Annotated in this window: 31 protein-coding genes and 2 pseudogenes; 13 read left to right on the top strand and 20 right to left on the bottom strand. The window is 33.3% G+C overall.

The window, feature by feature from the left end:
- Both ACFPH8_RS13200 and ACFPH8_RS13195 read left to right on the top strand, forming a co-directional pair.
- Entirely contained in the window at positions 1–651 is a 651-nt protein-coding gene (locus ACFPH8_RS13200) for a phosphatidylserine decarboxylase family protein (protein ID WP_376861634.1), read from the top strand.
- Complete coding sequence (locus tag ACFPH8_RS13195) at positions 651–917, top strand: acyl-CoA-binding protein (RefSeq protein ID WP_066254621.1); 267 nt, start codon at positions 651–653, stop codon at positions 915–917. Before ACFPH8_RS13200 ends, ACFPH8_RS13195 begins: the two co-directional genes overlap by 1 nt.
- Before the next feature lie 38 nt (positions 918–955).
- Here the strand turns inward: ACFPH8_RS13195 and pafA are convergent, their stop codons facing one another.
- Complete coding sequence (gene pafA, locus ACFPH8_RS13190; protein ID WP_376861631.1) at positions 956–2,629, bottom strand: alkaline phosphatase PafA; 1,674 nt, start codon at positions 2,627–2,629, stop codon at positions 956–958.
- A gap of 107 nt (positions 2,630–2,736) precedes the next feature.
- Here pafA and ACFPH8_RS13185 point away from each other — a divergent pair, with 107 nt between their 5' ends.
- Positions 2,737–3,474 carry an MlaE family ABC transporter permease gene (locus ACFPH8_RS13185; protein WP_376861629.1) on the top strand — a complete coding sequence of 246 codons (738 nt, stop codon included), beginning with the start codon at positions 2,737–2,739 and terminating at the stop codon, positions 3,472–3,474.
- Positions 3,471–4,238, top strand: a complete 768-nt coding sequence (locus ACFPH8_RS13180) for an ABC transporter ATP-binding protein (RefSeq protein WP_248395327.1) — start codon at positions 3,471–3,473, stop codon at positions 4,236–4,238. The genes ACFPH8_RS13185 and ACFPH8_RS13180 overlap by 4 nt, the downstream gene beginning before the upstream one ends.
- On the opposite strand, the gene ACFPH8_RS13175 is transcribed toward ACFPH8_RS13180, so the two are convergent.
- The 4 genes from ACFPH8_RS13175 to ACFPH8_RS13160 form a co-directional block, all read right to left on the bottom strand.
- Positions 4,235–5,695, bottom strand: a complete 1,461-nt coding sequence (locus ACFPH8_RS13175) for a DUF389 domain-containing protein (RefSeq protein WP_376861627.1) — start codon at positions 5,693–5,695, stop codon at positions 4,235–4,237. The genes ACFPH8_RS13180 and ACFPH8_RS13175 overlap by 4 nt on opposite strands.
- A 2-nt stretch (positions 5,696–5,697) precedes the next feature.
- Entirely contained in the window at positions 5,698–6,777 is a 1,080-nt protein-coding gene (locus tag ACFPH8_RS13170) for a mannose-1-phosphate guanylyltransferase (RefSeq protein ID WP_376861625.1), read from the bottom strand.
- Between the two features lie 62 nt (positions 6,778–6,839).
- Positions 6,840–7,439, bottom strand: coding sequence for a SprT-like domain-containing protein (locus tag ACFPH8_RS13165; RefSeq protein WP_376861623.1), 600 nt, complete (start codon positions 7,437–7,439; stop codon positions 6,840–6,842).
- 142 nt (positions 7,440–7,581) lie between these two features.
- A complete protein-coding gene (locus ACFPH8_RS13160; protein ID WP_248395318.1) occupies positions 7,582–7,725 on the bottom strand; it encodes a hypothetical protein in 144 nt (47 codons plus the stop codon).
- Positions 7,726–7,946: 221 nt separating this feature from the next.
- Between ACFPH8_RS13160 and ACFPH8_RS13155 the strand changes: the two genes are divergently transcribed.
- Genes ACFPH8_RS13155 through ACFPH8_RS13145 form a run of 3 tightly spaced genes read left to right on the top strand, consistent with a single transcriptional unit; the run spans position 7,947 to position 9,687 of the window.
- Positions 7,947–9,248 carry a DEAD/DEAH box helicase gene (locus ACFPH8_RS13155; RefSeq protein ID WP_376861621.1) on the top strand — a complete coding sequence of 434 codons (1,302 nt, stop codon included), beginning with the start codon at positions 7,947–7,949 and terminating at the stop codon, positions 9,246–9,248.
- Positions 9,249–9,251: 3 nt separating this feature from the next.
- Positions 9,252–9,464: a DUF6500 family protein gene (locus ACFPH8_RS13150; RefSeq protein ID WP_376861619.1), complete on the top strand. Its 213-nt coding sequence runs from the start codon at positions 9,252–9,254 to the stop codon at positions 9,462–9,464.
- 1 nt (position 9,465) lies between these two features.
- Positions 9,466–9,687, top strand: a complete 222-nt coding sequence (locus ACFPH8_RS13145; RefSeq protein ID WP_376861617.1) for a VF530 family protein — start codon at positions 9,466–9,468, stop codon at positions 9,685–9,687.
- Positions 9,688–9,715: 28 nt separating this feature from the next.
- Here the strand turns inward: ACFPH8_RS13145 and ACFPH8_RS13140 are convergent, their stop codons facing one another.
- The 9 genes from ACFPH8_RS13140 to ACFPH8_RS13100 form a co-directional block, all read right to left on the bottom strand.
- A complete protein-coding gene (locus ACFPH8_RS13140) occupies positions 9,716–10,750 on the bottom strand; it encodes a DUF481 domain-containing protein (protein WP_376861615.1) in 1,035 nt (344 codons plus the stop codon).
- Positions 10,751–10,832: 82 nt separating this feature from the next.
- The gene (locus tag ACFPH8_RS13135) at positions 10,833–11,057 is read right to left on the bottom strand and encodes a hypothetical protein (RefSeq protein ID WP_248395309.1); all 225 of its coding nucleotides are present in this window, start codon (positions 11,055–11,057) and stop codon (positions 10,833–10,835) included.
- Positions 11,058–11,067: 10 nt separating this feature from the next.
- Positions 11,068–11,832, bottom strand: a complete 765-nt coding sequence (gene trpA, locus ACFPH8_RS13130) for a tryptophan synthase subunit alpha (protein ID WP_376861613.1) — start codon at positions 11,830–11,832, stop codon at positions 11,068–11,070.
- Positions 11,833–11,841: 9 nt separating this feature from the next.
- Positions 11,842–13,023, bottom strand: a complete 1,182-nt coding sequence (trpB, locus tag ACFPH8_RS13125; protein WP_376861611.1) for a tryptophan synthase subunit beta — start codon at positions 13,021–13,023, stop codon at positions 11,842–11,844.
- An 88-nt stretch (positions 13,024–13,111) separates the two neighbouring features.
- Positions 13,112–13,759, bottom strand: coding sequence for a phosphoribosylanthranilate isomerase (locus tag ACFPH8_RS13120; RefSeq protein WP_376861609.1), 648 nt, complete (start codon positions 13,757–13,759; stop codon positions 13,112–13,114).
- A gap of 2 nt (positions 13,760–13,761) precedes the next feature.
- Complete coding sequence (gene trpC, locus ACFPH8_RS13115; RefSeq protein ID WP_376861607.1) at positions 13,762–14,541, bottom strand: indole-3-glycerol phosphate synthase TrpC; 780 nt, start codon at positions 14,539–14,541, stop codon at positions 13,762–13,764.
- 26 nt (positions 14,542–14,567) lie between these two features.
- The gene (trpD, locus tag ACFPH8_RS13110) at positions 14,568–15,563 is read right to left on the bottom strand and encodes an anthranilate phosphoribosyltransferase (protein ID WP_376861605.1); all 996 of its coding nucleotides are present in this window, start codon (positions 15,561–15,563) and stop codon (positions 14,568–14,570) included.
- 226 nt (positions 15,564–15,789) lie between these two features.
- Positions 15,790–16,365, bottom strand: coding sequence for an anthranilate synthase component II (locus ACFPH8_RS13105; RefSeq protein ID WP_376861603.1), 576 nt, complete (start codon positions 16,363–16,365; stop codon positions 15,790–15,792).
- Between the two features lie 2 nt (positions 16,366–16,367).
- Complete coding sequence (locus ACFPH8_RS13100; RefSeq protein ID WP_376861601.1) at positions 16,368–17,771, bottom strand: anthranilate synthase component I family protein; 1,404 nt, start codon at positions 17,769–17,771, stop codon at positions 16,368–16,370.
- A gap of 285 nt (positions 17,772–18,056) precedes the next feature.
- Between ACFPH8_RS13100 and ACFPH8_RS13095 the strand changes: the two genes are divergently transcribed.
- The 4 genes from ACFPH8_RS13095 to ACFPH8_RS13080 all read left to right on the top strand — a co-directional run bounded on the left by ACFPH8_RS13095 (position 18,057) and on the right by ACFPH8_RS13080 (position 20,064).
- Complete coding sequence (locus ACFPH8_RS13095) at positions 18,057–18,581, top strand: TlpA disulfide reductase family protein (RefSeq protein WP_376861599.1); 525 nt, start codon at positions 18,057–18,059, stop codon at positions 18,579–18,581.
- Positions 18,582–18,586: 5 nt separating this feature from the next.
- Complete coding sequence (locus ACFPH8_RS13090; protein WP_376861597.1) at positions 18,587–19,198, top strand: thioredoxin family protein; 612 nt, start codon at positions 18,587–18,589, stop codon at positions 19,196–19,198.
- Between the two features lie 138 nt (positions 19,199–19,336).
- Positions 19,337–19,651, top strand: coding sequence for a rhodanese-like domain-containing protein (locus tag ACFPH8_RS13085; protein ID WP_248395291.1), 315 nt, complete (start codon positions 19,337–19,339; stop codon positions 19,649–19,651).
- Between the two features lie 11 nt (positions 19,652–19,662).
- Positions 19,663–20,064 (top strand): rhodanese-like domain-containing protein, encoded by a 402-nt coding sequence (locus ACFPH8_RS13080; RefSeq protein ID WP_248395290.1) that lies wholly within the window; start codon positions 19,663–19,665, stop codon positions 20,062–20,064.
- A 27-nt stretch (positions 20,065–20,091) separates the two neighbouring features.
- Here the strand turns inward: ACFPH8_RS13080 and ACFPH8_RS13075 are convergent, their stop codons facing one another.
- The 3 genes and pseudogenes from ACFPH8_RS13075 to ACFPH8_RS13065 all read right to left on the bottom strand — a co-directional run.
- Positions 20,092–21,096 (bottom strand): endonuclease/exonuclease/phosphatase family protein, encoded by a 1,005-nt coding sequence (locus ACFPH8_RS13075; protein WP_376861594.1) that lies wholly within the window; start codon positions 21,094–21,096, stop codon positions 20,092–20,094.
- Between the two features lie 99 nt (positions 21,097–21,195).
- Positions 21,196–21,825 (bottom strand): alpha/beta hydrolase, encoded by a 630-nt coding sequence (locus ACFPH8_RS13070; protein ID WP_376861592.1) that lies wholly within the window; start codon positions 21,823–21,825, stop codon positions 21,196–21,198.
- Between the two features lie 199 nt (positions 21,826–22,024).
- A pseudogene (locus tag ACFPH8_RS13065) lies at positions 22,025–22,411 on the bottom strand (helix-turn-helix domain-containing protein); the annotation flags it as partial.
- A 192-nt stretch (positions 22,412–22,603) separates the two neighbouring features.
- On the opposite strand from ACFPH8_RS13065, the gene ACFPH8_RS13060 reads away from it, so the two are divergent.
- Complete coding sequence (locus ACFPH8_RS13060) at positions 22,604–23,221, top strand: LysE family translocator (protein WP_376861590.1); 618 nt, start codon at positions 22,604–22,606, stop codon at positions 23,219–23,221.
- A gap of 19 nt (positions 23,222–23,240) precedes the next feature.
- On the opposite strand, the gene ACFPH8_RS13055 is transcribed toward ACFPH8_RS13060, so the two are convergent.
- Positions 23,241–24,074 carry an alpha/beta hydrolase gene (locus ACFPH8_RS13055; protein WP_248395286.1) on the bottom strand — a complete coding sequence of 278 codons (834 nt, stop codon included), beginning with the start codon at positions 24,072–24,074 and terminating at the stop codon, positions 23,241–23,243.
- Between the two features lie 165 nt (positions 24,075–24,239).
- Here ACFPH8_RS13055 and ACFPH8_RS13050 point away from each other — a divergent pair.
- Positions 24,240–24,410: pseudogene (locus tag ACFPH8_RS13050) on the top strand (IS110 family transposase); the annotation flags it as partial.
- 52 nt (positions 24,411–24,462) lie between these two features.
- Here ACFPH8_RS13050 and ACFPH8_RS13045 read toward each other — a convergent pair.
- Positions 24,463–24,912 (bottom strand): hypothetical protein, encoded by a 450-nt coding sequence (locus ACFPH8_RS13045; RefSeq protein WP_376861588.1) that lies wholly within the window; start codon positions 24,910–24,912, stop codon positions 24,463–24,465.
- A 387-nt stretch (positions 24,913–25,299) separates the two neighbouring features.
- The coding region (locus ACFPH8_RS13040; protein WP_376861586.1) for a transposase at positions 25,300–25,571 on the bottom strand (272 nt) is incomplete at its 5' end.

Below are 25,571 nucleotides of genomic sequence, written 5' to 3'. Positions count from 1 at the left end.
ATGTTTCATAAAGAAGGACATAAAATTATTTTAATTACGCTAATCGTTGTTGTAGCGTTTTTTTTGATATCAGATACTTACGTGGTATTACCATGGCTTAACATGATTATCATGATAGGGTTGCTATTGTTTTTATTATTGATTTTACAATTCTTTAGAAACCCAAAAAGGCAAACTTCATATAATGATAACCATATTGTTTCACCAGTGGATGGCAAGGTTGTAGTTATTGAAGAGGTTTTTGAAAAAGAATATTTCAATGAAAAACGTTTACAGGTTAGTATCTTTATGTCGCCTATAAATGTACATGTTACAAGATATCCTATTGGTGGGCAAGTTGTGTATAGTAAATACCATCCAGGCAAATATTTAGTAGCATGGCACCCAAAAGCAAGCGAAGAGAACGAACGTACGACGGTGGTTGTAGAAAATGAAATTTTCGGACCTATACTATATAGACAAATTGCTGGAGCCCTAGCAAAACGAATTGTTAACTATGCTAAAGAAGGACAACAAATAAATCAAGGAAGCGACTCTGGATTTATAAAATTTGGTTCGCGTGTAGATTTATTTTTACCTTTAGATGCAAAAATTAACGTATCACTTAACCAAAAAGTTCGTGGTGCTGAAAGTATTATAGCTGAAAAATAATGACTTCTGAAGAATTAGATATCGCCTTTAAAGAAGCTGTTGATAGAATTAACGATCATCATGAGCCTTTTCCTGCTGACTTTTTATTAAGATTATATGCTTATTTCAAAAAAGCAACTAATGATTATAGTAGACCGAGTAGTAGCAAGCCCCTAATTTCCGCTTTTAAAACAAATGCATTGTTTCAAATTCAGAACATTACGGAAGATGAGGCTAAAGAAACTTATATTGAGTTGGTCAATAATTATTTCCTTTACAGAAAATAAGTAGGCTATTCTACTTTTTTAGTTGTTCCCTACCTTTTTTATTCATTATCCAATACAAACTCTAGTGGTTTTCCGGTTGCCCCATTTGGAAAGCTAATTCCTAACATTGCCGATATAGTGGGTGCAATATCTGGAATTACTGTTTTTTCCAATGTACTACCCTTTGCTATACCTTTTCCGAAGAATAATAAAGGTACATGCGTATCATAATTAAAACCACTACCATGAGTTGAACCTGTTTTACTATATGAAATGTAGGCCGCATCTGGTACTATTAAAACATCTCCAGAGCGCTTTTGGTTATAGCCATTCTGTAACAAGGATTCAATTCCTGTTGTAAATGATGTATTGTGCATGGTTGTTGCGGTGTAAATTTTTGCAACACGCTCATACTTTATTAATTCGTTTACAATAGTTTCTTGTACATCAGCTAAATTTAATTTTAGTTCTGAAATTTTATCTCTATTCAAAAATATCTGATTATTACTCACATTTTCTATTAAATCTTCCACGCCAAATCTTTCCGTGATAAAAGCGCTAAATTTTTGTTTGGTTTCTTTATTATTTAAATAACCTGAAGGGATTTTAATTGAGGTTAAATAGGAAGGTACATCAACAGCTCCATGATCGGCAGTTAAAAATATAGTATATTCACCTTCCCCAACGGTTTTGTCTAAATAATTGAAAAAGCGTTCAAGATCTAAGTCCAGTCGTAAATACGTGTCCTGAATTTCCTTGCTGTTAACTCCAAAATTATGACCCACATAATCTGTGCTTGAGTAGCTTAAAGTTAAGATGTCTGTTATATTATCTTGGCCTAATTGTTCGCCAGCAATGGCAGCTATGGCAAAATCAGTTGTTAAATTATTTCCATATGCCGTAGCTTTTAAAATGTCAAATCCTTTGTTATCCGTTTTTAGTTGCTCCAAATCATAAGGGAAAGTTGCTGTTTCTTGACCTTTAAAACCACCTTCAAAATCATTTAAATCGGGTCCGCTTTCAGTATATGTTTCAATAGGATAAAGCGTATTCCAAACTTTTAAATATGATTCAGCTGTATCTGCTGAATTAAATTGTTTAACCCATTCTGGTAACTCATTCATGTAAAACGAACTACTAATCCATTGCCCTTCATCTTTTCCATGGAACCAATACGCAGCGTTGGCAGCATGTCCTGCGGGCAAAATAGCACCTCTATCTTTCATAGAAATACCAATAGTTTTTCCTTTCATTTGTGTAAACAAACGATTTTCATCGGCAAATGATGTGGTTTGCATACGGTGCGGCGACATTTTTCCTGCATCATCTAGTGTGCCAATAGGTTGAACATTATCGTCGCCAGCGCAATACACAGATTCTTTTATTTCTTTATCATACCAATTATTGGCTATAATACCGTGATATTTTGGTGTGGTTCCCGTGAAAACCGATGCGTGTCCGGGTCCTGTGTAGGTTGGAATGTAATTAAAATGATTGTTTTTACAGTTAAAACCGTCATTCATCATGCGTTTAAATCCACCTTCAGCGTATTTGTTGTAAAAACGAGTTAAATAATCATATCTCATTTGGTCTACAACAATCCCAACCACTAATTTTGGATTGCTGTTAGATATGCTTTTTTCTGAAGTACTTGTAGCCTTTAAAGGTGTTTTTTGAGCTTGGCAAGCACTGAATATAAAGAGGATAATTACAATTAAAATACTATTTTTCATTTTGAAAGGGAATTTATAATTCAAAAGTAAGGATTTTTAAATATCCCTAATTAAAATTACCGTTAAATACATATTTGTTTTTTATTTTAGCAAGAAGAAAAAGCAGAATGACATACCTACACAATATTGGTACTTATTTTTTAATGATTAAGGCTATGTTTCATAAACCCACAAAATGGTCGGTTATGAAACGTTTAATTTTTAATGATATTGATGATTTAATTATAGGATCATTAGGTATCGTGGCTTTTATTTCATTCTTCGTGGGTGGTGTTGTTACTATTCAGACAGCCCTAAACATGACAAGTCCAATAATTCCGAAAACGCTTATTGGGTTTGCAACTAGACAGTCGGTTATTTTAGAGTTTGCGCCTACTTTTATTTCTGTAATTATGGCAGGTAAAGTAGGGTCGTTTATAGCTTCTAGTATTGGAACTATGCGTGTTACAGAACAAATTGATGCCCTAGAAGTTATGGGTATCAACGCGGTTAATTATTTGGTGTTTCCAAAATTTGTAGCCCTTATGTTGTACCCATTTGTTATTTCTATTGCCATGTTTTTAGGTATCGTTGGTGGTTTAGCGGCTTGTTATTATGGTGGCTATAGTACTGTTGAAGATTATATAATAGGTGTTCAAGAAGATTTTATACCCTTTCATATTACCTATGCCTTTATTAAAACAGTTATTTTTGCCTTCCTTTTAGCTACCATTCCGTCCTATTATGGATTTTATATGCGTGGTGGTGCATTGGAAGTTGGTAAAGCAAGTACTACTTCGTTTGTATGGACTAGTGTTGTAATTATACTTTGTAACTATATTTTAACTCAATTACTATTATCATGATAGAAGTAAAAAATTTACATAAGTCCTTTGGAGATGCCCATATTTTAAAAGGTATTTCTACTACTTTTGAAAAGGGTAAAACAAGTTTAGTAATTGGACAAAGTGGATCTGGTAAAACCGTCTTTTTAAAATGTTTGTTGGGTTTGTTTACGCCAGAGGATGGCGCTATTGAGTATGATGGTAAAGTATATTCGAAATTATCGGATGACCAAAAAAGCGACTTGCGTGCGGAAATGGGCATGGTTTTTCAGGGTAGTGCCTTGTTTGATTCCATGACGATTTTAGAAAATGTAATGTTTCCTCTACGGATGTTTACCAAGCAAAGTAAAAGTGAAATGAAAGAACGCGCTGAATTTGTTTTGGAGCGTGTTAATTTAGAAGATGATCACAATAAATTTCCAAGTGAAGCTTCTGGAGGTATGCAAAAACGGGTTGCTATTGCGCGTGCTATTGTAAATAAACCGAAGTATTTATTTTGCGATGAACCGAACTCGGGTTTAGATCCTAAAACGGCTATGGTAATTGATAATTTGATTCAAGAAATTACGGAAGAATATGATATGACTACGGTTATCAACTCTCACGATATGAATTCCGTTATGGAAATTGGTCAGAAAATTGTGTTCTTAAAAAATGGTTTAAAAGAGTGGGAAGGCTCTAAGAATAATATATTTAAAACCGACAATGAAGCCGTTACAAACTTTGTTTACTCTTCAGATCTTTTTAAAAAAGTACGCCAAATGTATATAGAAGAGCGCGCTTAATTTATTTGTCTTACAACCAGCGTGTCCAATTTTAATTTTACTTTCAACCACCGTTCTAATTTATCTTGCTCTTTAGCAATTCCTGCCGAATTCATTTTGTCTTTATTCCATTTTACTGAAAACACCGAAACAGTATCTATCTTTTTAAAATCTGATGCAATTTCACTAGAATAGCTAAATCGGTCTAAATTTTCGTAGTTAATTTTAACTTCTTTAATTACATCGTCAAATGGAATGGTATTTTTTTCATAAGCAGATAGCATTTTAACACGATCTTCCAATAAACTAATTTTTTGTGTTTGGTAAATTAAATCAACCGAGTCACGAAACCTAATTTGTTCCATGTACTTCATATTATCATACTGTTCTGTGCGACTTTGATTAAAAATAATTCGCGTGTTGGCTAGGGCTGGATAATCTGATGTTTTACTTTTTATCAATCCAATTGTAGATTCAGGAATTTCACCTAAACCATAGGTGTTAAATTCAATATAGGAGTCACCATCATTAAATTTAGGAATGGTATTCTTTTTAATGTACTCATATTGGGGCAAACCTTTTAGCTCATTATCTACAAAACGTTTAGCTTCTGTATCAAAATTACTTTCCTGTAGTACTTTCCAAAACGTGAAACCTGCAGGTATCATAACTATAATTGCCAAAAAAGAGGCAATTTGAGCAGTGCGCTTACGCCTTTTAGAATTGGCGTATCTCAACATTGGGAATCGTAATGCTTTTACTACAATAAATGTGGCCAATGCAATAAAAATGGTGTTGATTATAAACAAGTACATAGCCCCAAAAAAGTATGGCCAATTACCTTTAGCTAATCCGTAACCAGCCGTACATAATGGTGGCATTAAAGCGGTTGCAATGGCTACACCAAAAATGGCAGAAGCAATAGTACCGCGTTTTGTTTTGGCTATAATTAAGGCGGCTCCACCAAAAAAGGCAATTAATACATCCCGAATATCTGGCTGTACACGTCCTAATAATTCCGAAGTGTCTTCGCTCAATGGAAATAAAAAGAAAAAAAGATACGCGGTTAACAAACTCAACACAATCATGATAGCTAAATTTATTAACGACCGTTTCATGGTATCTATGTCATTTACAGCTACAGATAAACCAATACCTAAAATTGGACCCATAAGCGGAGAAATTAACATGGCACCAATAACAACAGCTGTGGAATTGGCATTTAATCCAATAGATGCAACAAAAATAGAACATACCAAAATCCAAGCAGTTGCACCCTTAAAGGAGATGTCCCTTTTAATAGCTTCAGTAGTTTCATCACGATCCGTATCCTCACGAAAGTCTAATAATTCAATTAAGAATTTTTTAATATTTTCAAAAAGGCCTCTTGCATCTTTTTTCACCGCTTCTTTCGATTCTTCTACAGCTGCCTCTTTTTTTATTTCTTCTTCAGAAAAGTTAAACTTATTTTCTTCCATGTTTAAATGAATTGGTCTCCAAAATTATCTTTAACGCGTTGCAATGTTTCTTTAATATCTTGTTCTTTAGACTTTGGAAAGATAAGTAAAACTTCCGCTTTGTCCACTACTATATAATCGGTTAAACCATCAATTACAACGAGTTTTTTCCGGTCGGTCCTGATCATGTTTCCTGATGCATCCTCGGTTAAGGTTTGCGCATTTACAACCGCATTTTTGTTGGTGTCTTTATCTAATTTATCATACAAACTACCCCAAGTTCCTAAATCATTCCAATCAAAAGTAGCAGGAAGGACATACACGTTGTTTGATGATTCCATAATAGCATAATCCACTGAGATATTTTCAGCCTTACCATAATTCTCGGCTATAAAGGAGGCTTCCTTTTCGGTGTTGTAAGCCGATATTCCACTTTCAAAAAGTGTAAATAAATCCGATTGGTTGTTTTTAAAAGCATTAATAACGCTCGAAACACTCCACATAAAAATTCCTGCATTCCACAGAAAATTGCCCTGTTCTATAAATGCTTTAGCCGTTTTATAATTGGGTTTTTCTCTAAATTGTTTTACAGGTTTAATATCGGTTTCGGTCGTTTTGTCGTATTCAATATAACCATAGCCTGTGTTTGGAAATGTTGGCTTAATACCTAAAGTCATGAGTGCATCATGAGATTTACAAAACTCAAAAGCCTGCTTTACATTGGTAGTAAAGGCAGCTTCATCTTCAATCCAATGGTCACTTGGAGCTACAATCATTAAGGCATCTGGATTTTCTTTCTGAATTTTTAAAGATGCATATAGAATACAAGGTGCTGTATTGCGCATGGCTGGTTCCAGTACAACCTGACGTTTGGTTATTTCAGGAAGTTGTTCAAAAACCAAATCGTTATAACGTTCATTGGTGAGAATGAAAATATTTTCTTTAGGAATAAGCTTACTTAATCGGCTGAAGGTTTTCTGAATGAGCGTATCACCAGTTCCTAACATATCATGAAATTGTTTTGGGAAATCTTGAGTGCTTACTGGCCAGAAACGCGAGCCAACACCTCCTGCCATTAATATGGCGTAATAATTTTTATTCATTTAGTTTCATTTAATCTTACCAAAAATACCTGTTTAAAGGACCTTGTTTGGAAAGATATTCATTAATCATTTATAGCGTCTACTTCTGCATTTGGGTTGAAAAGATACAATTTTCCTGTTTTAATTTCAATACATTCAATCCGTTTTACACGTTTGTTACCCTTTTTAAAAACTTTACCATTATATAGTTTAAAGTGTTGCCCAAATGGGATTTCAAACACATAGGTTTTGTCATTTTGTGGATCAAATTGTTTTAAAGCGAATGCTAATTTTATATCTGTATCACTACTAGCTTTTGGGTTTTTAAAGTGATTGGCCAAAAGTGGTAATAAATCCATTGGAAAAATAGCTGGATTTAAAAATGGTAACATCAATTTTTGAAACGTGTGTTTCCAAGCTTTTCCATGCGGCTTAATATGTTTTCCAAAGGCTTTATAAGCTTCAAAATGAGCAATTTCATGAATCAACGTGATTAAAAAACGATAGGAATTTAAATTTGAATTTATAGTAATTTCATGCTTTCCGTTGGGCAATCGTCTATAATCACCATGACGCGTTTTACGTTCCGTCTTAATTTTCACAGTTAAATCATCATGGTCCAATAGTGCCATTATCTGTGGAATAGCAGCACTAGGAATATAAGATTTTAAGGTGTTTTCCATATTGCAAAATAACGCAATTCCCGTATCATTATTTAGGATAGAAGCGAGTTATTTTTAATAACTATTATTAGTAAAAATAAACATAAAAAAAAGCCAAATTCATGGTAATGAAATTGGCTTTTCTATCAAAAAAAAGAAATAATTATTCTTTGTTTTTTTGATTTTTAATAGTCTTTTTATCAATATCAAAATCGTTGGTTTTAATATTGGTATTTCCGGTTGGATTTGTTGGATTTTTCTGTTCTTTGGTTGGTTTAAATTTTCTTTTGTCGGTTATAGTTCCCATAATTTATATCTTTTTAAGTTTATTTTAATATAATGAAAAACGCCTAGTGTTTTATTAAAACTATCTTAAAATCAGGTTATTAAATGTTAAACTGTTCTCGGCATTGAATTGTGATAAAAACTGCCAGATACCAAGATTTGGAATTAAATAAGTTTACCTTTGCGGCTAACAAAAGGAGTGACATCTGTATTTATTAGGTTATCACTTCACAAATACGTTATATGTCATTTAAAACATTAGGTTTGTCTGACGCCCTTTTAAAAGCGGTCAGTAAGCAAGGTTATGAAACACCTTCGCCAATTCAGCAAAAAGCAATTCCAGCAGTTCTTGAAGGACGGGATGTATTAGCATCCGCGCAAACGGGAACAGGAAAAACGGCAGGTTTTACGCTTCCGTTATTACAAATACTATCACAAACACAAGCTTCTAATCGAAGACCTATTCGTGCCTTAATTTTAACACCAACACGGGAATTAGCAGCACAAGTCTATGAAAATGTTAAGTCATATAGTGAATTTACAGATTTACGTGCTTTAGTTATTTTTGGAGGTGTCAACCAAAAACCGCAAGTAGCCTCTCTTAATCGTGGCGTTGATATTTTGGTAGCAACACCAGGACGCCTATTAGATTTACAAAATCAAGGTGTTATTTCACTAAAGCAGGTTGAAATTCTTGTACTTGATGAGGCTGATAGAATGTTAGATATGGGTTTTTTACGTGATATTGAACGTATTATGGCCTTAATGCCAGCTAAAAGACAAAATTTATTGTTTTCGGCAACGTTTTCTAAAGAGATAAAAAAACTGGCAAATGGTATTTTACGGAAGCCTGTAATGGTTGAAGCAACTCCAGAAAACTCTACCGTGGATGCTATTACTCAAAAGGTTTATCGCGTTGCTAAAGCCAAAAAAACAGATTTAATTATTAAACTGATTTTAGATGGTAATTGGAATCAAGTTCTTGTATTTACACGTACAAAACATGGTGCCAATAAACTATGTAAAAAAATGATAAGCAGCGGTATTACGGCTGCCGCTATTCATGGAAATAAAAGTCAAGGTGCAAGAACCAAAGCATTAGCTGGTTTTAAATCTAGCAAAATAAGTGTTTTGGTAGCAACCGATATTGCGGCACGTGGTTTGGATATTCCACTATTACCGCATGTTATTAATTTTGAATTACCGAATATTTCAGAAGATTATGTTCACCGTATTGGTAGAACAGGTAGAGCAGGAGCAAGTGGTGAAGCAATTTCATTAGTAAGTGCTGATGAAACAACATTTTTACGCGATATTGAAAAATTGGTCGGTGAGCGAATTCCCGTAACTATTTTAGAAGGTTTTGAACCAGATCCTAATGCATCTACACAACCTATAAAACAAGGCCAAGGTAGAAGTAAACAGCGAAGCCCTAAAAAAAACCAATCTAGTTCTAGAAAACCTTCAGATAATTCGTCTAGAAAATCAAATAGATCTAATGAGAGTCGTACGTCCAATAGACGGCCAAAAAGTAGAAGAGATTAGATTATGAGTCCAGAATTAAAGTCGAAAATAATTCACGTATGCAATACTAAAATAGCACAGAAAGGCGAAAATGTTGGCTTGTCTTTCTATGCTTTTTTTGAAAATAAAAATAATAACCCAAAATTATTAATGGAAGCTGCAACTTGGTGGATTGAAACACACCAATTGGATCATTTTGAAAAAGCGGTGAAAATTAAAGATCTAGTTAGTTTGTAATATGGAGCAACAACCAAATAATCCATTACATGGTATAACGCTTGAGAAAATTATTTTAGACCTAGAAGCGCATTATGGTTGGGAGTATATGGGTTATACCATAAAAATAAAATGTTTTACAGATAACCCTTCGGTTAAATCCAGTTTAAAGTTTTTAAGACGCACACCTTGGGCTCGGAATAAAGTAGAAGCTATGTATTTAAACATGTTGAAAAATAAATAATGTGGCATATTTTCAATGCAACTATAGACTAATTAAACTCCCAACCAAAGGTAGACTGGAATACATAATCTGATACGGAAGCACCTTCAACCGGTTTGCTATCATAGTTATAAGTTAAACCTAATTTTATGAAGAAGTCTAACGGTAAATCATATTTTAAATTCAAATTATAATCCACACGATATCGGCCGCCTTCGGTTAAACTAGGATAAAAAGTAAGGTCGGTATTTAAACTAAAATCGCTAAAATCGAACATATTTAAAGTTAGATTTCCATAAGCTTCCATGGAGTTTCGGTTGGTGTTAAACTCGTCACTAAAGCTTTCATTATTCCAAGCCACACCAAAGCCACCACCGAAGAATAATTTATTGGAATGGACGAAATATTTACCTAAACCACCTTTAATAGTTGATCGTAATTTTAATTTTTGCTCATCATTAGAGAGAAAATTTGCTTCCGTGGCATAGAACCAGTCATTCTTCATAAAATAGTTAAAACCAACACTTGCATCGGTACGTTTTGTTTCTGCAACATCGTCTTGATTGCTTCTTACAGCATTGTAACTACCTGTTAAAAGCCATTTGTATGCTGTATAACTTAAATTACTGCTTACGGAAAACTGCCTTAAATTATTGCTTTTTGTAATGTTATACCCAACGGAAACCGATGCGACAATTCGTGAGAGAAAATCATTTTTTACGGGTTTAATATATACAATATCTTTAATGGGTATAACAAGTTCAGTGCCATCATCCATTATGGTTACTTTGGTATCATCACCAGGTTTTGTGTTTATGGAACTGTTTATTCTTTTGCCATTGGAGAGTGTTAATAAGTAGGTTTGATTACTCCTTACACTTTTTATATCTATCCAAGTAATTTTAAAATCTGAATCACTGTAGGTCGTTTTAACTGTAACCACACCTCTGTCCATCGATTTTATTTCACCAATAATTTTATCATTGTTTTTTAATACAATCGTATCGTTTTGCGACCAAGAAATTTGAGAAAACAAAATGAATAGTAAAAGAATGAGAGAACTTGAAAAGGATGTCTTTTTCATGTAATTTTTTCGCATAATTAATCGGTCTAGGTTGGAATTCTAAAGATAATAATAAAAATTTTCAGTCAAAATGTGAATTTGACTATATTTTTTTTAAAACAATTTTGAGAACTAGATACCTTAATAGTAAAAGGAATGGAAAACCATGAAATAACAGATCAAGCCAATCCATGGGTTGCATACCAACAGCGCCTCCTGCTATCCATTTTAATTTTCCCCAAACGTGTGGTTCAGGAAAAAAGGGAGCAAGTCCCAATGTGAGGCATAATAGAAGCAATAACTTCCCGTCGTTAAGAATTTTAATCATCCCTGAATATTTATGGTTGTATGAATTTTATAAAATTATGAATTTTTTCAATACCTGTATTTTCAAGATGCTTGATAAAAGCACTTCCAATAATGGCGCCTTTTGCATATTCGGTTGCTTGGTTGAATGTTTCATTCGTGGAAATCCCAAAACCAATTATTTGTGGGTTTTTGAGGTTCATGGTGGCAATTCGTTTAAAATAATTAAGTTCTGCCTTACCAAATCCGGACTGACTTCCTGTTACGCTGGAGCTGCTAACCATATAAATAAATCCATTGGAAACACTATCAATAAAACGAATTCGCTCGTCTGATGTTTGAGGCGTAATTAAAAACACGTTTATGAGGTTATATTTTTCAAAAAGCGCTTTGTAATTATCATGATAAACATCTACAGGTAAATCTGGAATAATGAAGCCATCAATACCAATTTCTTGACATTTCTTACAGAATGCTTCTACGCCATATTGTAGAATGGGATTGAAATACCCCATAATAATTAATGGAATTGAAACGGTTTTCCGAATATCTTTTAGCTGATTGAAAAGCATCTCTGTAGTCATGCCATTTTTTAACGCTTTTGTAGAACTTGCCTGAATAGTTGGGCCATCAGCAAGAGGGTCACTAAAAGGCAATCCAATTTCAATCATATCCACACCGTTTTCTGCCAGTTTTTGAATAATGGGAACGGTATCTTTTAAATTGGGGTAACCGGCTGAAAAATAGATGGATAATAGCTTTTTGTTTTCCTGTAATTTTTGATTGATTCTATTCATGAATTTCATTTATAAATTAAAATAATCGCTATACGTGCTTAAATCTTTATCACCACGACCGGAAAGGCTTAATACAACTATATCATCGGGTTGGAATGACTTCGTTTTAAATACAGCCAAGGCATGAGCCGTTTCAATAGCCGGAATAATACCTTCTAACTGACATAATTCTAAACCTGCTTCCATAGCTTCGTTGTCTGTTATGGCTAGAAATTCTGCACGACCAGATTGATATAAATGCGCATGCATGGGGCCAACACCTGGGTAATCCAATCCTGCGGAAATAGAATAAGGCTCTGTTATTTGGCCATCAGTAGTTTGCATTAATAAAGTTTTGCTGCCGTGAATAATTCCTATTTTTCCTAATACCGATGTTGCAGCACTTTCACCAGTATGAACACCTTTTCCAGCAGCTTCAACAGCAATTAGTTTTACGTTGGTGTCCTCCAAAAAATGATAATAAGCACCGGCTGCATTGCTACCACCACCAACACAGGCAATAACATAATTAGGATTCGGACTACCTTCATGTTCTTGCAATTGCCATTTTATTTCTTCTGAAACAATAGCTTGAAACCGTGCTACCATATCTGGATAGGGATGTGGACCAACCACACTACCTATAATATAGTGTGTATCTACCGGATTATTAATCCAATCTCGTATGGCTTCATTAGTCGCATCTTTTAGTGTTTTGCTCCCCGAAGTTGCAGGCACTACTTTAGCGCCAAGCATATTCATTCTTGCTACGTTTGGTGCTTGTCTAGCCATATCAATCTCGCCCATATAAACAATGCATTCCAATCCCATTAAAGCGCAAACGGTTGCCGTTGCCACACCATGTTGTCCAGCACCAGTTTCGGCAATAATGCGTTTTTTGCCTAAACGTTGCGCCATAAGAATTTGTCCAATAGTATTATTGATTTTGTGCGCACCTGTATGATTTAAATCTTCTCGTTTTAAATAGATTTTGGTTTTGTATTTTTTGGAAAGTCGCTTGGCAAAATACAATGGAGACGGTCTGCCTACATAATCCTTTAGTAAAGCTTTAAATTCTTTTTGAAAGTCAGGCTCCGCCAAAACTTTTAAATATTTTTGACGTAACTCTTCCACGTTTGGATAAAGCATTTCTGGAATGAAAGCGCCTCCAAATTCTCCGTAATAACCTTTCTCGTTGATATTGTAAGTCATATTATTTTGTTGTTGTTAAATCCGTAATATTCAATTAAATGAATCCAACCGTTTTACTTCTCGATACTATGTTTTAGTTCCTTAAAAATCACTTAAGGTGATGCAATCTGTTTTTAAATTCTTTTATAATCTCCATGTTTTTAAGGCCAGGCTCTGTTTCAAATTGGCTATTCACATCCAATGCATAACACTTTTTTGAAACATCTTGCTTTAAAAATTCTTTAATGTGTTCCACTTCATCTAAACCAATGCCACCGCTTAATATAAAAGGTTTTGCTGAAGGGTATTCTTTTAAGAGATCCCAATTAAAGATGAATCCATTTCCGCCTTGAAGTTCGCCTTTGGTATCAAAAAGATATTTACTCACTTTATTTTCAAAAGGCTGTAAATCTTTAAAATCGAAATGTTGGCCAACACTAAACACTTTCCAAACTTCAAAATCTTTGGCAGCATAAAGCGTGGCGAGTCCGTTGAGCATTAAAACAAATTCTTTGGTTTGGTTACCATGTAATTGCACAACATCCAAATTATAATTATTTGCAATAGTTATGATTTCTTTTGGTGAAGCATCTACAAATACACCTACCTTTTTAATGGTATTAGGTAATGTTGGGATAACACCATCAAAAAAGCGAGCTGATTTCTTATAAAATATGAAACCCAAATAATCGGGTTGCAACTTGGCAACCGCTTTCATATTATCTGGGAATTTCATGCCACAAACTTTTAATTTCATAGCTAAAATTGGTTTATAAAATGATTAGCGCTTTCACCTGGATTATCCGTCTTCATAAAATTTTCTCCAATTAAAAACCCTTGGAAACCAAATGGTTTTAATTCTTTTATAGCGTCTACATTACTGATGCCACTTTCAGAAACTTTTATAAAGTCGTTTGGAATATAACTGCTTAACGTTTTACTCGTTTCCAAAGACACTTCAAAGGTTTTTAGATTCCGATTATTTACACCAATCATATCTAAACTCGGCATAATGGATTTCTGCAGTTCTGCTTCGTTATGGACTTCCAATAACACTTCTAATTGTAAGCTTTTAGCAAATTCTGAAAAGCTTTTAATTTCTTCTTGTGTTAGTATGGCAGCTATCAATAAAATTACATCTGCGCCATAGGCTTTGGCTTCTAAAATTTGGTAGCTATCAATAATGAATTCTTTACGTAAAAGCGGCAAATTGCAACTTGATCGTGCTAACAATAAATCGTCTAATGATCCACCAAAATATTTGCCATCCGTTAAAACGGACATCCCAGAAACACCCGCTTTTTCATAGCCTTGGGCTACATCAAACACATTTAAATTGTGATTGATAACCTGTTTGGAAGGTGAGCGTCGTTTATGTTCCGCAATAGTACCGAAAGGACTATGTTGTAAATTTTTAACGAGCGAAATGGTTTCGTGTTCAAATAAAACAGATTGCTCCAATTGCAATGAAGGAATAAGTTGTTTTTTTAATGCAACTTCCAAGCGTTTATCTGCAACTATTTTTTCTAATATATCCATGACCAATTTCGTATTTATAGATGTTTTTATTTTTTACTTAAAGCCACTAATTTTTTAAATCGTTTTTTAGCTTGACCGCTTTGCAAGGATTCTTTGGCTAATGCAAAGCTTTCTGAAATGGGTATGTTTTTAACTGTAGAAATAGCTAAAGCGGCATTGGCACAAACCACATTGTTTTGGGCAATGGTACCTTGTCCATCTAATATATGCGTGAATATTTTTGCAGAGGAAGCAACCGAATCACCACCATGAATAGCTTGTTGTGAGAGTGTTTCCACACCAAAATTACTAGGGTTAATCATTTTTTCTGATGCATTATTAATCACTTTTGCGGAACCTGTTAATGATATTTCATCATAGCCATCTAAAGCATGGACAATGCTATATTTTTTATCTGAATTTTGATAGAGATAACTATAGAGGCGCAATAATTCTAAACTAAAAACACCTACAAGTTGATTTTCTGGAAAGGACGGATTAACCATAGGGCCTAACATATTAAAAAATGTTTTCACGCCTAATTCCCGACGAATTGGTGCTACATTTTTCATGGCTGGATGAAACAAAGGCGCATGCAGTACACATATGCCTGCATCGTCCAAACAGGTTTTTAAAAAACCTATATCGCTACTAAATTTAATCCCCAAATGCTCCATGACATTGGATGATCCGCAAGCAGAAGATACGCCGTAATTACCATGTTTTGAAACATGTACACCAGCTCCAGCTGTAACAAATGAAGCCAAAGTTGAAATGTTAAAGGTGTCTTTACCATCGCCTCCAGTACCGCATAAATCTATGGCGTTATAACCATTTAAATCTACAGGAATACACAACTCTAGTAAAGCATCACGAAAGCCCTGAAGTTCTTCAAGCGTAATATTTCGCATCATATAAACCGTTAAAAATGATGCAATCTGGCTTTGATTGTAGTTGCCTTTTGAAATATTAACCAATACACCTTTAGCTTCATCGCTGGAAATGTGCTCTTGATTAATAAGTCTGTTAAGTATGTTTTTCATCTTTTTGATATTATGTTCTCGTTTAAGACGGAACCCTTCTTTTTTTAGGAGCTATTTTTATTTTTTGAGTATTCGGTTAACGAATTAATGACATATGCGTTATTTTGGTGTCACGACATGATAACTGAATAACCAAATAACACATTAACAAATCACAACCTCATATTTTTTTAACTAAAAACCTCCAATATTTTACGCTTTATTTTGAATCATTTCTTTTATCTATTTAACTCTTCAGCCAATTGGCTAACATCTGTTTCCCATTTGGTGTTAAAACAGATTCTGGATGAAACTGAACACCACGAACATCAAATACTTTATGACGAAGTGACATTATTTGCCCATTGTCATCAAAGGATGTTGCTTCTAAAACATCAGGTAAATTTTCTTGAACAACCCATGAATGGTAACGACCAACTTCCATGCTTTTCCCTAATCCATTAAAAAGTGCTTCATCATCAACTGATACCGTAATTTGTGTAGCAACACCATGAAACACCGTTTCTAAATTGGTTAAGGTTCCACCAAACACTTCGCCAATAGCTTGTTGGCCTAGGCAAACTCCTAAAATGCTTTTTGTGGATGCATATTTTTGGATGATGGCTTTTAGTAAACCTGCTTCATCTGGAATACCTGGTCCTGGAGATAACACAATTTTATCAAACGCATCAACTTCCTCTAAAGTGAGTTGGTCATTTCGTTTTACAGTCACCTCGCAATCCAAATCTTCTAAATAATGTACTAGATTATAGGTGAAACTATCGTAGTTATCAATAACTAATATGTGTGTTTTGTTTTCCATTTTTAAATATCGGTTGCCAATTCTATCGCTTTTGTTAAAGCGCCTAATTTATTATATACTTCTTGTAATTCACTTTCAGGATCTGATTTGGACACTAATCCTGCGCCAGCTTGCCAATGTAATTCGTGATTTTTACTTAAAAAAGTCCGAATCATAATGGCATGATTAAAATTACCATGAAAATCCATAAAACCGATAGCACCTCCATAAAAATCACGACTCGTTGTTTCGTATTTTTCAATGAGTTCCATAGCTTTATGTTTAGGAGCACCACTTAATGTTCCTGCAGGAAATGTATCTGCAACCATTTGCATAGTAGTTGTTTCTGCATGCTTTTTGCCAATAACTTTACTTACCAAATGAATAACATGTGAAAAGAATTGGACTTCTCGGTAGGTTTCAACTTTTACCTGACTGCCATGGCGACTTAAATCATTTCGTGCTAAATCTACCAACATAACGTGTTCGGCATTTTCCTTATCATCTTCAGAAAGCTGTTTGGCAAGAATAGCGTCTTTTTCATCATTACCCGTTCGTTTAAACGTTCCCGCGATGGGATGGATTTCTGCTTGATCTCCTTTTACTACTAATTGCGCTTCTGGCGAACTTCCAAAGATTTTAAAATCGCCATAATCAAAGTAAAATAGGTAAGGAGAAGGATTAATACTTCGTAAGGCACGATAGACATTAAACTCATCACCTTTAAATTTTTGGGAGAATTTTTTAGATAATACCAACTGAAAAACATCTCCTCGCGCGCAATGTTGTTTAGCGAGTTCTACTTGTTCTTTATAGGCATTATCAGTTAAATTGGACGTGGTTTCTCCTGATGTTGAAAAGTTAAATGCAGCAAAGTTTCGGGAGGTAATGAGTTGTAAAACCTCATTAATATTTGTTTCTGTGTTAAAACAATGTGCAAAAATATAAGCTTCATTTTTATGATGATTAATGGCTATAATATTTTGATAAACGGCATAGTAAATATCAGGAATATCTTGATGACCTTCTTTTTTAGCGATAGAAATATCTTCAAAATAGCGAACCGCATCATAAGCCATATACCCAAAAACACCATTGTTTATAAATTTAAAATCGGTGTCCGAATGTATTTTAAAACGCTTGGTGAATTTATGAATACTATCCACCACATCATTCTTTTTTGAAATTTTATGAATTAATTGGCTGCCATCAGGAAAGTCTTGGGTGATTTCTTCATTTTTCACGGATATAGACGCAATAGGATTGCAACAGATATAAGAGAATGAATTATCGTTAGCATGATAATCGCTACTTTCCAATAAAATACTATTCGGGAATTTATCGCGAATTTTCAGATACACACCCACAGGTGTAATGGTATCGGCAAGTATTTTTTTATAATGTGTGTAAAGACTAAATGTTTTCATAAATATGATTTCAAAAAAAAAGGCTTGTCGTGAATGACAAGCCTTTTTAAGTATGTTTAATTTAAATATACGGATAGGATTAGTTCACGAATTTTGAATTTCGATTGTTCCACCACCACGTATGATTTAAAATTGTGTTCATGAGTATTTTAATATAGGTCAAATATAAAATGAAAATTTAACTAACCAAAAATTATTGCATAAAAATGGTTTAAAAGGGATTCTGTTCGTTTAAATGTTTGTTAAACAGCAAATCAATTAAAAACAAATATGTATTTTTATCAGATGAAATATATGTTATTTTTTTTGGTGCTTACCGTTTGGAGTTGTCAAGATATTTCTAAAAAAGAACAAACTCAAAATGCCAATACACATATTGAAGAGGTTAAAGATAGTCTCGCTATTTACGACTTTGAAGGACTGAAGCCTTTTTTAAATAAAACAGATGATACCGTTTATGTGGTTAATTTTTGGGCAACTTGGTGTGCGCCTTGTATTAAAGAACTACCAGCTTTTGAAAAGTTAGGAAACGATTATCAATCTGAAAATGTGAAGGTTTTATTGGTGAGTTTAGATTTTCCACATCAATATGAAAGCAAACTTAAACCCTTTATAAGTAAGCATAATTTGCAGTCTGATATTTTAGTTTTAAATGATGTGGATGCAAATAGTTGGATTCCGCAAGTGAGTGCGGAGTGGAGTGGTGCTATTCCCGCAACACTTATTTACAATAAGGATAAAAGAGCTTTTTATGAGCAAACTTTCACCTATAAAGAATTACAAATAGAACTTAATAAATTTTTAAAATAATAATAATGAAAACACTTAAAACAACATTTGTGCTGTTAGCATTAATCTCCTTTTTTGCTTTTACCGTAAAAACAGAAGATGCAGGTTACAAAGTAGGTGATATAGCAACGGATTTTAGCTTAGAGAATATAGATGGCAATATGGTTTCTTTAAAAGACTACACAGACGCCAAGGGTTTTATCGTGATTTTCACATGTAATACGTGTCCATATTCAGTGGCTTATGAAGACCGTATTACTGCATTGGATAAAAAATATGCATCAAAAGGATATCCAGTTATTGCTATTATGCCCAATAACCCTGATGTTCAAAAAGGGGATAGCATGGAAGCAATGAGAGCTAGAGCCAAAGCCAAAGGTTTTACATTTCCATATTTAATGGATAAAGGACAGAAAATTTATCCACAATATGGGGCTACGAAAACGCCTCATGTCTATATTTTGGAAAAAACAGCCAATGGCAATCAGGTAAAATATATTGGTGCTATTGATGATAATTATCAAGATGCCAATGCAGTGAATCAGAAATATGTTGAAAATGCTGTGGATGCTTTGTTGGCAGGAAAAACCATTAAAGAAACACATACACGTGCCATTGGTTGTACGATAAAGGTGTAATGAAATTAAATTGTTTTCTGTGAATTATAGCGTTTGGCAGAACCATTAGAAAAGATTAAGAAATCCGGAACGTAACATTTCGGATTTTTTTTCGTCTATTAATGAATAAGTAGTAATTTTGAAGAAATTAAAATTAATATGTCAGATTTAACACAAGCCGCTTGGCGTGAGCAATTAGAAAAAGATCCTGAAGCCGTTATTATAGATGTTCGTACAGATGAAGAAGTAGCGGAAGGTATGATTCCTAATGCTGAACAATTGGATATTTTTCAGAGTCAGGTATTTATGGAGAAAATTCAAACTTTAGATGCTTCAAAAAATTATTATATCTATTGTAGATCTGGAGGACGTAGTGCGCAAGCTTGTGCAATTATGAATCAATTAGGAATTGAAAATGCTTATAATTTAATGGGTGGTTTTACGGAATGGACAGGTGAAGTCATTGAACCATAGAATAAAAAATTATGAAAAATATATTTGGAATAGCTTTGTTAATACTGGTTTTAAGTATTAGTAGTTGCCAGCAATCGTCTAAAAACGATGCCATTCAGGTAGTTACAACAGAAGAAATGCAGATGCTTTTAGATCTTGATGATGTGCAACTAATTGATGTTCGTACACCGGAAGAATATGCTGAAGGTTATATTGCTAATTTTCAAAATATTGATTTCTTATCCGAAACCTTCGATGAAGATATTTTAAAACTAGATAAAGATAAACCGGTTATTCTATATTGTAAATCCGGTGGTAGAAGTGCGGAATGTGCCGAAAAAATGCTGGATGCTGGCTTTACCAAAATTTATGATTTTAAAGGCGGTATTACCAAATGGGAGCATGAAGGACATGCGGTTGTTGTGCCCAATTAAAAAAGCCAATTTTACATTTTAGCATAGCTACTTTTTATCTAACACTAATTCCACATAAATAGGAAAATGGTCTGAACCTATTTTAGATAAGCGTTCTAGTTTTTTAAGACGAAATTCTTCTGTAACAAAAACATGGTCTAGTGGCCAACGCATAAACATGTTTTCCGCGCTAAAACTATTAAAAAACCCTCTGCCAACCCTAAGGTCAAAAAGTATGTTTTTGGTGTTCGTTAATTCATCAACATAGGACCAAACCACATCATTTAAATCGCCAGCTACTATAGTTGGGTGTTTTCGATCTTGAATATGCTTCCCTAATTTTTTCATAGCATTTTCATCTTGATTGGCATTGTCTGGTAAGTCTTTATAGTGTGTTGGTGGAACTGGATGAAGACAATGTAAACTAATTTCTTGATTGTTTTTCAGGGTAATGGTACTTTCAAATGAAGGCACTTTTTTATTGTTTAAATACGTGACGTCTATCATATTTAAAGGTAGTTTACTGTATAAAACCATACCATACGCAACTTTATTTGTGCTTTGTTGGAAGTAGGGATAATTAGCAGTCAGAACATTTAATTTATTACTCCACCATTGGTCTGTTTCCATGGCAAGTATTAAATCAGGGTTCTTTTCAGAAATTAAATCCATTAACGGTTGCACAATTTTATTGGACATTTTAACATTTGCTATTATCATGCTTAATTCGTTGCTTGGATTAAATGGTGCTTCCGCGGATGGGACCTCTACAGGTACTAAACGCGTGTAGTTTATTAAAAAATAACCATTAATTAGTATACCAATTAATAATCCCGAAATCAATATGTTTTTAAACCAGCTTCTTTTCCGAATGAAAATTAAAAGAAATAAGATTGTTGCTAAAGAAATTATAAAAAGTTGGATCCGTGGAAAGTCAAGCATTTTTAAATAGCGAATTTCCGAATTCCTAAATATGGAAAGCATAGAGCATAGCATAATAAAAATTGCAAGAATGTATAGAACTATTCTGAATGCTTTTTTTAATTTTTCCATATCACTAAAGTTACTTTAAAATTGAAACTATAAATTATTATTTTAAATTAAATCTACAGGTTTTGGAGTATAGTTGTTGTATTTCAAATATTGTGGGTTTCATTGCTCATTATAATTTCCATTGGCCCACATCATTGTGGGTTTCATCCAAGAGTTGAGCGGTTTAAATAAAAAGCCATGTCCCATTTTGGTATTGAGTTCAATTTCTTTAAAATTTTTGATTTTGCAAGTCGAGCTTTCCTTCCGTGCTATTGCCGAAACACCATATGGATCCGATTTTTCATAAATTGTTAAAATATTTCCACAGTAGTTTATTTCGGGAATATTTTGAATATCAGTATCCCTAAAACTGGCAATAAACACAAAATTCAAATCGGGATTATTTGCCAAGGTAGAAACATACTGTGCAATATATCCACCTTTGGATGTGCCAACAACTGTTATTTTATGAGGTTCAATGCCTGTTTTAATTAGGCTATCAATTTGAGATACCATTCTCATAGCATACGCTCTAGCATTCACGTTGCCTTGTCGCTTTTCACTTATGACTTGAAATCCGTTTTCTTTAAATACCGAAATAATTTCGGTGTATTCTGTCCGTCCGTATTCAGGATGTTCATCTTGTAATTCGTGATATTCTAAAAAGCGATTGTGTAAGAAGAAGATATACTTATCATCTGAATCTTTTTCGCAAACAAAAAGAACAGCGAAAAATAATATATATATCATACTGATTGTTTTCATCGCTTGCGGATTATATGAAAATAATGCTGTTTGTTAATTTCATTTATAAGACATTTAAAAGTTTGCGTGTAAAAAGGTAGTTCTTTTTTATGAGATGAAAAGGCAATGCGAATTTCACTTTTTTAGCAGTGTCTATTCTTCATGTTTAATTTATAGCTGTTTTGTGTAATGAATTTAAATACTAACTTATATAGTAGTCATTCCTAATAAGAAATTGAGGGATATCGTTTGAAACAACGTGATTGTTTGCTGTATGTTTTTCTAGAAATTCTTTGAGTTTTTCTTCAGAAAAAAAGAAGAGCTTACAGTAATATTTGGCTTCCGTTTCTAATAACTCCGTCCAAAGCCAATTGCCCTTTTTTAGTAATAGGGACTGGTCTTTATTTACGGCAACTGTTGTTCCTGCAAAGTGTACTTGCTTTTTTCCAACTTGTAGAAAGCTAAACATATGCATCCCCAAATTGACTTTACTTTTAACAACATCATTGGTCATTTTAAAATCATAGACAAACAAGTCTGGTCTTTTATTTTTGTACGTAATATAGATTTCTGGAATATTCTCAATGGCCATTTAAATGTTTTTAGTGTGCAGGTTTTGGTTTTCTTATTACGGAACAAGTTAACAAAAACATCTTAAACGGTTGTAAATGATAAAAGTAAGGTAATAAACGTGCTACTCGAGAATGTTTATGAGTTAAACTAAAAATGATACACAGCAATAGGTTATAGCCTTAAATTGTTTATTTGAGCCTAGAAAAACTATATGATCTTTTTTACCTGCTTATTTTTTGGATTTATTATTGCTATAATGGGAAGTATTGTTCCCAGTTTTTTAAATCTAACCGTTGTTAAATTCAGTTTAAAAAGTGGCCGAAAAGCGGCTTATTATTTAATTGGAGGTTATGCTACGGTTTTGTTTTTTCAAGCAAATATTGGTGCGTATTTATCAAGTATTTTGATGGAGAATTCCCAATACATTACTACTATTCAAAAAGTAGGTACAGGAATTTTATTGTTGTTATCTATTAATTTTTTCAGACTTCATGTTACTAAAAAGAATCAAAAAAAGAAGGTGGAAATTGAAAAGTCGCGAGCGTATTTACACGGCATCGTTATGTCCTCATTAAATATGGTTGCCATTCCATTTTACTTTACCTCCATATCGTTATTAATCGGGTTAGACTATTTTGAGTATTCCTTGCTCAATAGTTTCTATTTTTCCATTGGCTCCACGGTTGGTTCATTTATTTTGTATTCCGTTTATGCCACTATTGCTGATAAAATTGAACACAAACTGACTTTTATAGCGACTAAAATGAATTTTATTTTAGGGTGTATAACTGCTATTGTGGGAATTGGGAATGTGGTGTATTTGATTTGATTGTTGTTGAGTGAATTCCTTATTTATCTGATGTAATAAATTGCAAAATTTCATCATACCTCTTATTCCAAGGAAAAATAAATTGTGACATCATTGGTACATGTTTCTTATTTAAGAAAATGGGTTCTATATCTGGTTGATAGGTTTTTAATTTTGCAACAAAAGCTTCGTTTTGCGAAATGATTGAATTATAGGTTTTTTCGCCTACATAAATTAAAAAAGGAGGCATGCTTTCATCCATAAAATAAATAGGAGAAGCGTCTTTCCAGTTTGCTGGATCTTTAGTCCAAGTTACATCATAATGATGTTCGCTTGTTGGTGGGTTTTTATCTAAATATGTTTTCATATCTAAACCAGCGGCATCATTTAAAATAACACCTTTAAGCACATTCTTATTTTCTAAATATTTTGGATTTGTAGCAATTAAAGCAATTAAATGACCTCCAGCACTATGACCCATGACATAAATTTGTTCAGGATCACCTTTATACTTTTCAATATTTTTTACAGTCCAGTTAACTGCTTGTGCAATTTCTTTAGCCATCGAATCATAATTAGCATTCGGACTTAACGTATAGCCAGCAATTACAGTGACAACATCACTTTTGGCAAAATTTCTTCCTAAAAACCCGTAAGTGTTTTTGTCACCTTCTGTCCAATAGCCACCATGCACAAAAATCATCACCGGATTTTTTGCAGCTTTGGAATTTTTAGGTTCAAAAACATTTAACGCCGGCTGCATTGCTGTTTTAGTATCTGCAGATTTTAAATAAGCAACATCTTTTATTTTTCTAGAAGCGCAGTTACAAAGTAAAATAGAAAATAGTAGAAGGGAAGCTATTTTTGTGTTCATAGTTTTTTTAACAAAGTTAAGATGTACTGGTTAATTATTAAGGAATTTGAATTATCTAAAGTATAAAAAATATAGTTTGTTTTCTGTTTGAACTTTCGTTTGTAAGGAGAAGTAGTCGAGATTAAATGCGTTGTTCCCAATGATTCCCATTTTGTAAACCTGCAGGCAGGCAGGTACAACAAGGCATGCGGGGAGATTTATGAACGATTAGTAGCAAAAGGAAAGAGTAAAAAACTGACATTAATAGCAGTAGCAAATAAATTATTAAAACAGGCATTTGCTATCGCAAAAAGTGGTTTGCCTTATGATGAGAACTTTGTTTCAAAATTAGCTTAAAATTGCTTGTTTTTTAACTCAGTTCTTTGTTGGCAATAGTACTTAATAGTACTTATCTTTTGTTTCCCATAGGTGTATAAATTATTTTCGTACCAGATTTGTTCTTTTTAGTATTTAAACTATTCTTAATTTCAGAATTTAAAACTTGTTCAAATTCAATATTATATATTTTTTCTAAATTATTTTTATGATTTTTCAATGAGTCATATTTCACTCCTTTATGAGTATATCCTTTTATAAGTTCCCAAGATACATCATCATTTTTATCAATTGTCCAATTTTCTAGAGAAACAAATAAACCCCAAAAAAAATTATTTTGATAATTAAGAACTAACTGTGGTGAAATGGACTGTCCTAATTTTCCTATTTTTCTAAATTTTAAACTTAAATTTTCCCGAAGAGATTCATTTGAATTTAATTCAGATTTATTTACTTGGGACAATTTAATCGTTTCATTAAACAGCTCAATTATTTGTTTTATTATTTTTTTGTCTTTATTCATTTAAGCTTGTTTTTAGGTTTTAGTAAACGTTTTTTTATAAGCCAGCTTTTTTGCTATGAGATTCTAAAAATCTCTAAAATCTGATATTTTACTTAAAAAACAAAAAAAAATCTCCACAATTCCAGTCCAGCGTTTTAAATTTCGATGTTTTTAATTCAGATTGCAAATGGTTGTAGTCAGATGAACGTCATTTTCCGTTCTGCAATTCAGGCCGACGTTCTGATTAAAATTCTTCCGTTCTGAGTTTATTCAGACGTTTTTTAATTCCGATTTTATTCGTTTGTTTTTAATCCAAATTTAAAGAGCTATTTGTTGCAATTTAGCACAGGTTTTTGCTCTGCGCAGGTATGTCTCGTCCTGAAATATGGCTACAGGTTAAAATTGAATTTACGCTGATAATTGATATACCATATTAGGTGTTTTATAGTCTAAAGATAAATGTAATCTTATTTCGTTGTATAGATTAATTGCATTTTTTGCAGCTCTCTTTGCGTGAGCTACGTTATCAAAGGTCTGGTCGAGATAAAACTCGTCTTTTAGGATGCCATTTACACGTTCAGCCATGGCGTTTTCGTAACAATGATTTTCTTCAGTCATACTAATGTTTATCTTTTTTCTGTTGAGTATTTGCGTATATACATTGCTGCAATATTGTATTC

It is taken from the genome of Bizionia hallyeonensis (assembly GCF_042657385.1).
GTDB lineage: Bacteria > Bacteroidota > Bacteroidia > Flavobacteriales > Flavobacteriaceae > Algorimicrobium > Algorimicrobium hallyeonense.
Note: the sequence above shows the minus strand (reverse complement) of the source record. Positions and strands in the feature narration are given on the sequence as shown.

What these genes read in the sequence shown, in the direction of transcription:
- ACFPH8_RS13100 (WP_376861601.1), bottom strand. Translation starts at nt 17,771, where the DNA reads ATGAAAACATTTAGTCTTTACACACATTATAAAAAAATACTTGCCGAT.
- ACFPH8_RS13045 (WP_376861588.1), bottom strand. Translation starts at nt 24,912, where the DNA reads ATGAATAAAGACAAAAAAATAATAAAACAAATAATTGAGCTGTTTAAT.
- ACFPH8_RS13140 (WP_376861615.1), bottom strand. Translation starts at nt 10,750, where the DNA reads ATGAAAAAGACATCCTTTTCAAGTTCTCTCATTCTTTTACTATTCATT.
- ACFPH8_RS13150 (WP_376861619.1), top strand. Translation starts at nt 9,252, where the DNA reads ATGAGTCCAGAATTAAAGTCGAAAATAATTCACGTATGCAATACTAAA.
- ACFPH8_RS13105 (WP_376861603.1), bottom strand. Translation starts at nt 16,365, where the DNA reads ATGGAAAACAAAACACACATATTAGTTATTGATAACTACGATAGTTTC.
- ACFPH8_RS13195 (WP_066254621.1), top strand. Translation starts at nt 651, where the DNA reads ATGACTTCTGAAGAATTAGATATCGCCTTTAAAGAAGCTGTTGATAGA.
- ACFPH8_RS13185 (WP_376861629.1), top strand. Translation starts at nt 2,737, where the DNA reads ATGACATACCTACACAATATTGGTACTTATTTTTTAATGATTAAGGCT.
- ACFPH8_RS13090 (WP_376861597.1), top strand. Translation starts at nt 18,587, where the DNA reads ATGAAAACACTTAAAACAACATTTGTGCTGTTAGCATTAATCTCCTTT.
- ACFPH8_RS13075 (WP_376861594.1), bottom strand. Translation starts at nt 21,096, where the DNA reads ATGGAAAAATTAAAAAAAGCATTCAGAATAGTTCTATACATTCTTGCA.
- ACFPH8_RS13160 (WP_248395318.1), bottom strand. Translation starts at nt 7,725, where the DNA reads ATGGGAACTATAACCGACAAAAGAAAATTTAAACCAACCAAAGAACAG.
- trpB (WP_376861611.1), bottom strand. Translation starts at nt 13,023, where the DNA reads ATGACTTACAATATCAACGAGAAAGGTTATTACGGAGAATTTGGAGGC.
- ACFPH8_RS13080 (WP_248395290.1), top strand. Translation starts at nt 19,663, where the DNA reads ATGAAAAATATATTTGGAATAGCTTTGTTAATACTGGTTTTAAGTATT.
- ACFPH8_RS13085 (WP_248395291.1), top strand. Translation starts at nt 19,337, where the DNA reads ATGTCAGATTTAACACAAGCCGCTTGGCGTGAGCAATTAGAAAAAGAT.
- trpA (WP_376861613.1), bottom strand. Translation starts at nt 11,832, where the DNA reads ATGAATAGAATCAATCAAAAATTACAGGAAAACAAAAAGCTATTATCC.
- ACFPH8_RS13095 (WP_376861599.1), top strand. Translation starts at nt 18,057, where the DNA reads ATGAAATATATGTTATTTTTTTTGGTGCTTACCGTTTGGAGTTGTCAA.
- ACFPH8_RS13165 (WP_376861623.1), bottom strand. Translation starts at nt 7,439, where the DNA reads ATGGAAAACACCTTAAAATCTTATATTCCTAGTGCTGCTATTCCACAG.
- trpC (WP_376861607.1), bottom strand. Translation starts at nt 14,541, where the DNA reads ATGGATATATTAGAAAAAATAGTTGCAGATAAACGCTTGGAAGTTGCA.
- ACFPH8_RS13180 (WP_248395327.1), top strand. Translation starts at nt 3,471, where the DNA reads ATGATAGAAGTAAAAAATTTACATAAGTCCTTTGGAGATGCCCATATT.
- ACFPH8_RS13200 (WP_376861634.1), top strand. Translation starts at nt 1, where the DNA reads ATGTTTCATAAAGAAGGACATAAAATTATTTTAATTACGCTAATCGTT.
- ACFPH8_RS13170 (WP_376861625.1), bottom strand. Translation starts at nt 6,777, where the DNA reads ATGAATAAAAATTATTACGCCATATTAATGGCAGGAGGTGTTGGCTCG.
- ACFPH8_RS13055 (WP_248395286.1), bottom strand. Translation starts at nt 24,074, where the DNA reads ATGAACACAAAAATAGCTTCCCTTCTACTATTTTCTATTTTACTTTGT.
- ACFPH8_RS13155 (WP_376861621.1), top strand. Translation starts at nt 7,947, where the DNA reads ATGTCATTTAAAACATTAGGTTTGTCTGACGCCCTTTTAAAAGCGGTC.
- ACFPH8_RS13120 (WP_376861609.1), bottom strand. Translation starts at nt 13,759, where the DNA reads ATGAAATTAAAAGTTTGTGGCATGAAATTCCCAGATAATATGAAAGCG.
- trpD (WP_376861605.1), bottom strand. Translation starts at nt 15,563, where the DNA reads ATGAAAAACATACTTAACAGACTTATTAATCAAGAGCACATTTCCAGC.
- ACFPH8_RS13070 (WP_376861592.1), bottom strand. Translation starts at nt 21,825, where the DNA reads ATGATATATATATTATTTTTCGCTGTTCTTTTTGTTTGCGAAAAAGAT.
- ACFPH8_RS13145 (WP_376861617.1), top strand. Translation starts at nt 9,466, where the DNA reads ATGGAGCAACAACCAAATAATCCATTACATGGTATAACGCTTGAGAAA.
- ACFPH8_RS13175 (WP_376861627.1), bottom strand. Translation starts at nt 5,695, where the DNA reads ATGGAAGAAAATAAGTTTAACTTTTCTGAAGAAGAAATAAAAAAAGAG.
- ACFPH8_RS13135 (WP_248395309.1), bottom strand. Translation starts at nt 11,057, where the DNA reads ATGATTAAAATTCTTAACGACGGGAAGTTATTGCTTCTATTATGCCTC.
- ACFPH8_RS13060 (WP_376861590.1), top strand. Translation starts at nt 22,604, where the DNA reads ATGATCTTTTTTACCTGCTTATTTTTTGGATTTATTATTGCTATAATG.
- pafA (WP_376861631.1), bottom strand. Translation starts at nt 2,629, where the DNA reads ATGAAAAATAGTATTTTAATTGTAATTATCCTCTTTATATTCAGTGCT.